The organism is Frankia sp. CeTa3Moorea (assembly GCF_978021225.1).
On sequence record NZ_CDXDOR010000236.1, the window covers coordinates 1 to 5,057 of the forward strand.

Here is a 5,057-nt window from a genome sequence, read left to right on the forward strand (position 1 = left end):
CCCTGCTTCAACACCTGCTGGCACGCCTGCGCGGGCAGGGCAGAAAGCCACTCAAAACCCTCGAGCGGTTTCTTCCGCGCTTCCCGCATCTGCCGGTCTACTTCGGCCATCGGCAGCATTGGCCGACGATGCTGCCGGCACATCAGGTGCCATTCATGCAGCAGATTCCACAGCCCGCGCGCCGCATGACCCTGCCTGTCCAGCTGCACCATCTGCCCCGCATCCGGGTACAAGCGGGTGACGTGAACCGACCGGGCCATGCCCGTAATTCTACCAGAATTCACGGCAATTCACCTCCCACCTGAAAGCGGGAGCGCTCTCGCCGCATCCAAGTAGCAGATGTGGAAAACGTCGCCGCTCGCTGCCCATGGCGACACACCCACCCTGTGGATAAGTCCGCGGGCACGGTGCAGAGCCCGCTCGGGTCGCACTGCCCCGAGGCGATAAGCGATGAATCCGCTCACCAGCACCCACGACGGTGATCGACGAAACCGCCGTCGTTCTCCCACCCCGGGCTGCGTGGAGCACCGTCGACCGGCCGTTCCCCGACCGTCCACCGACCTTCCACTGACCGTCCCCACCGTGCCCATCAACGGCAAAGGGCCAATCCGGCCACCAGTACCAGGCCAGGTGACCGGCAGAACCGTCAACCATCGTCCGGAGACGGGCAGCGTGGGCACGGGCGGCCAAAGCCGATGGACCCTGCCCGAGTTGGTTGATCGTCAGCTCAGATCGCTCTTGCCCGGGTGGGGCATCGTCACCTGCGCATGGCCCCGTACCGCCTGGGGATCCCGTACCGCCTGGGGATACCGCCCGCACGCTGCCCATGGGAGGGCAGCGATCGGAGGGCAGCGTGCGGGACCGGTGGAACCCGCCGGAACCCGCCGACGCCGTGCTCGGCCAGCTCGGCGACTGCGGCGGAGATCACGCGAGTGTCGATCGTCGTATCCCGGAGCCGTCCCCGTCGCGGTCAGCCGAGCTCACCGGTCTTCTCCTCCGCCGTCCGCTCAGGCTGGGCGGGAATCGAAGGTGTGGGCCGCGAAGTTTTTAGGGCACCAGTTTGGTTGCATAAATGTCACAGGCTCTCCGGAGTTTCGGCAACACCTGATGCACGGAGGCAACCATGGCGAACACGATCTACTCCGCCACCTCGACCGCCTGGGGTGGACGCGACGGACGGGTGGTGTCCAGCGACAACCGGGTCGACCTCCAGCTCTCCGTCCCGAAGGGCCTCGGTGGTGACGACGGGCCGGGCACGAACCCGGAACAGCTGTTCGCCACCGGTTACGCAGCGTGCTTCCACGGCGCGCTCAAGGCCATCGCGCGCGAGAAGAAGATCGATGTCAAGGACTCGGCGGTGTCCGTGACCGTCGGGCTGATCAGGGACGACAACGGCAGCCTGGGGCTGAGCACGCGGATCGAGGCGCAGATCCCCGGCATCGAGCGGGCGGCCGCCCAGGAGATTCTGGAGGCCGCGCACTCTCTGTGCCCGTACTCCGTGGCCACCCAGGGCAACATCCCCTCCGAGGTGGTCCTCGTCGAGAGCAACTGACCCGACTCCCCTGCTCACCTTGCCTATCCAGAGGGATAAAGCGGACACAAAACCCTCTGGATAGGCAAGTCTCCCTCGTTGCCGCAGATCTTGGACTCGCGACGAAGAGTCCTAATGTGACGCAGAGCACACCGCTGGGACGCAGCGTCGGCCCATTTCAGTGAAGATCGGCACTCAATATCCTAATGTGCCAGGAAGCGGCGCCACCCTCGACGTCGAGGAACCAGGACATGGCCCGAGACGGACGGAGGGCGCACAGTTGCGGATTGCGTTGTTGTCGTACCGGAGTCTGCCCACCTGCGGTGGCCAGGGTGTGTACGTCCGACATCTGTCCCGCGAACTGGTCGCCCTGGGGCACCGCGTCCAGGTGGTGAGCGGGCCGCCGTACCCGGTGCTCGAGGAGGGGGTCGGCCTCACCGAGCTGCCCAGCCTCGATCTCTACCGGGACTCCGACCCGTTCCGGTGGCCCGGACTGGCCGAGTTCCACGGCCTGCCGGACGTCGTCGAGTTCGCCATGATGCGGACCGGCCAGTTCTCCGAGCCGCTCGCCTTCAGCCTGCGTGCCTGCCAGGCCCTGCGTCCCAGGGCATCCGGGGGCCGGCCGCCGTTCGACATCGTCCATGACAACCAGGGGCTGGGATACGGCCTGCTGGCGCTGCGGGCGGCCCTGCGCCCGTATCGGATCCCGGTCGTGGGCACCGTGCATCATCCGATCACGGTCGATCGCCGCCTGCACCTCGCCGCGGCAACCACCTTCACGTCCCGGCTGGGCCTGCGCCGGTGGTACTCGTTCCTCCCGATGCAGGCCCGGGTCGCGCGGGGGCTGGACGGCATCGTCATCCCGTCGGAGAGCTCCCGGCGAGAGATCATCGCAGACATGAACCTCCCCTCAGCGGTCATGCACACGGTTCCGTTGGGAGTTGACGCCGACGTCTTCACGCCGGCGCCCTCGGGCAATCCGGCGGTTCCGGGCCGTGTCGTCGTTGTGACCAGCGCCGATGTTCCGCTCAAGGGCCTGCTCGTCCTGCTCGAGGCGCTCGCAAAGCTGCGGGTGGATCGCTCGGCGCACCTGGTCTGCGTCGGCAAGGCCCGCGAAGGGGGAACGGCCCAGCGCCAGGTTGCCGAGCTGGGCCTGGCCGACGCCGTGACGTTCCGTTCCAACATGCCGGAACTGGAGCTGGTGGACCTGTTGCGCTCCGCCGAGGTCGCGGTCGTTCCCTCGCTGTACGAGGGGTTCAGCCTGCCCGCCGTCGAGGAGATGGCCTGCGGGATCCCGCTGGTCGCCACCACCGCCGGGGCGCTGCCCGAGGTCGCCGGTCCGGACGGGGAGGCCGCATTGCTGGTCCCGCCGGGGGATGCGGGGGCCCTGGCGGACGCCATCGGTTCCCTGCTCGACGACCCCGAACGACGGGCCCGAATGGGTGCCGCCGGGCGCCGCCGGGTGGAGGCGCGGTTCTCCTGGCGGGCGGCCGCCGCGGCCACCGCGGACTGGTACGCCGAGCGGATCGCGGCAGTCGGCGGGACGCCCACCTCCCCCTTCCCGGGACCTCCCGTCCCGGAACTGGGATCGGCGGCCCGCTGGGCGCCGCCCGTCCCGCTCTCCGGGACGCCGGCACCACTGTCCACACCCGGCGCGGGGGCGTCCGCACCAGCGTCGTCGACGCTGACCGGCTGACGGCCGACGCATGCTGACCGTCGACTTCGACCGGTTTCCCGTCTCCGCGGGCTGCCGGCTGCTCGACCTGGGATGCGGCGCCGGGCGGCACACGTTCGAGGCGTTCCGACGGGGCGCCGAGGTCATCGCGCTGGACTACTCCGCCGACGAGGTCGCCGGCGTCAACGCGATGCTCGCCGCGATGGCCCTGGAGGGACAGGCTCCACCCAAGGCGAAGGCCGCCGGAGTACGCGGTGACGCGCTGGCGCTGCCGTTCGCCGACGGCACCTTCGACCGGATCATCGCCGCCGAGGTGCTCGAACACCTGCCCGCCGACACGGCGGCGATGGCGGAGATCGCCCGGGTGCTGCGGCCCGGGGGGTGGGTGGCGGTCACCGTCCCGAACCGGTTCCCCGAGCAGGTGTGCTGGAGCCTGTCGACGGCTTATCACAGCGTCGAGGGGGGCCATGTCCGCATCTACCGCCGGGACGAGCTTCGTGACCGGTTGACCGCGGTGGGACTGGAACCGGCCGGCACCCATTTCGCGCACGCCCTGCACGCCCCGTACTGGTGGCTGCGGTGTCTCGTCGGTGTCCACGACGACGGCCATCCGGCGACGCGGCTTTACCACCGGCTGCTGGTGTGGGACATGATGCGCCGTCCCCGCATCACCCGCCTCGCCGAGCGGGCCCTCAATCCGATCATCGGCAAGAGCATCGTGCTGTATCTGAGGAAGCCGGAGGTAACGCGTGCGGCCGGTTGAGTCTGCTCCGGTCCTGACCCCCGAGGCGCTCACCGCGACCGCGACCGCGATCGCCGTCGTCCAGGAGCCGGACGGCGCCATCCCCTGGTATCCCGGTGGCCATACCGACCCGTGGGATCATCTCGAATGCACCATGGCCCTCGACCTCGGCGGCCTGGTCGACGCCGCCGACGCCGCGTGGGCCTGGCTGTGTCGCAACCAGCGGCCGGATGGATCCTGGGCGACGAGCTACGTCGGCGGCGCGGTCAAGGAGGACTTCGCCGACAGCAACCAGTGCGCCTATGTCGCCACCGCGGCCTGGCACCGCTGGTTGGCCACCGGTGACCGCGCCTTCCTCACGAGGATCTGGCCGGTCGTCGAGGCGGCCCTGGACTTCGTCGTCGATATGCAGAGCCCGACCGGACAGATCTGGTGGGCCCGGTCGTCGGACGGTGTCGACTACCCCGAGGCCCTGCTGACGGGATGCTCCAGCACGTTGCACAGCCTGCGCTGCGGGATGGCGCTCGCCGCCCTGGTCGGGGAGGTGCCACCGGCCTGGGAACGGGCGACCGGCGCGCTGCGGCACACCCTCGTCGCTCACCCGGAGTACTTCGCCCCCCGCGACCGGTGGTCGATGGACTGGTACTACCCGGTGATCGGCGGAGCGCTGCGCCGGTCCGCGGGTCGGTCCCGGCTCACCAGCCGGTGGGACGACTTCGTCGTCGACGGTCTGGGTATCCGCTGCGTGGCTGACGAGCCCTGGGTCACGGGGGCCGAGACCTGCGAACTCGCCATCGCCCTGCATCTCGTGGGCGAGACCGCCGCGGCGACCAAGCTGGTCATGGACATGCAGCACCTGCGGCACGCCGACGGGAGCTACTGGACGGGCTGGCAGTTCAAGACCGCGACGTTCTGGCCGGCCGAACAGTCAACCTGGACCGCGGCGGCGGTGATCCTCGCGGTCGACACGTTGGCCGGCGGGGTCACCGAGACCCTCTTCCGCGGCGACGACCTCCCCGAGGGGATCTGTGTCCTCGACAAGGAGTCCGACGAGCCTCGGCAGGGCAGCAGGCGGCTTCCGGAGCCACGGGCGGAGGTGGGGACGGAGG

General features: G+C 69.7%; 5 protein-coding genes. 4 read left to right on the forward strand and 1 reads right to left on the reverse strand.

From position 1 onward, the window contains the following. Window positions 1-212: hypothetical protein (locus AC08OV_RS23370; RefSeq protein WP_476620327.1), on the reverse strand; the 212-nt coding region annotated here is incomplete at its 3' end. Window positions 213-1,123: 911 nt separating this feature from the next. Here AC08OV_RS23370 and AC08OV_RS23375 point away from each other — a divergent pair. The 4 genes from AC08OV_RS23375 to AC08OV_RS23390 form a co-directional block, all read left to right on the forward strand. Continuing rightward, the gene (locus tag AC08OV_RS23375; RefSeq protein WP_476615655.1) at window positions 1,124-1,552 is read left to right on the forward strand and encodes an organic hydroperoxide resistance protein; all 429 of its coding nucleotides are present in this window, start codon (window positions 1,124-1,126) and stop codon (window positions 1,550-1,552) included. A gap of 259 nt (window positions 1,553-1,811) precedes the next feature. Continuing rightward, window positions 1,812-3,227, forward strand: a complete 1,416-nt coding sequence (locus tag AC08OV_RS23380) for a glycosyltransferase family 4 protein (RefSeq protein WP_476615654.1) — start codon at window positions 1,812-1,814, stop codon at window positions 3,225-3,227. A 10-nt stretch (window positions 3,228-3,237) separates the two neighbouring features. Further along, a complete protein-coding gene (locus AC08OV_RS23385) occupies window positions 3,238-3,969 on the forward strand; it encodes a class I SAM-dependent methyltransferase (protein ID WP_462188623.1) in 732 nt (243 codons plus the stop codon). Further along, window positions 3,956-5,057 (forward strand): hypothetical protein (locus tag AC08OV_RS23390; protein WP_476620328.1); only part of this gene is annotated, 1,102 nt, incomplete at its 3' end. The genes AC08OV_RS23385 and AC08OV_RS23390, both read left to right, overlap by 14 nt.

Coding starts and splice junctions, on each gene's coding strand:
- AC08OV_RS23385 (WP_462188623.1), top strand. CDS start 3,238: ATGCTGACCGTCGACTTCGACCGGTTTCCCGTCTCCGCGGGCTGCCGG.
- AC08OV_RS23375 (WP_476615655.1), top strand. CDS start 1,124: ATGGCGAACACGATCTACTCCGCCACCTCGACCGCCTGGGGTGGACGC.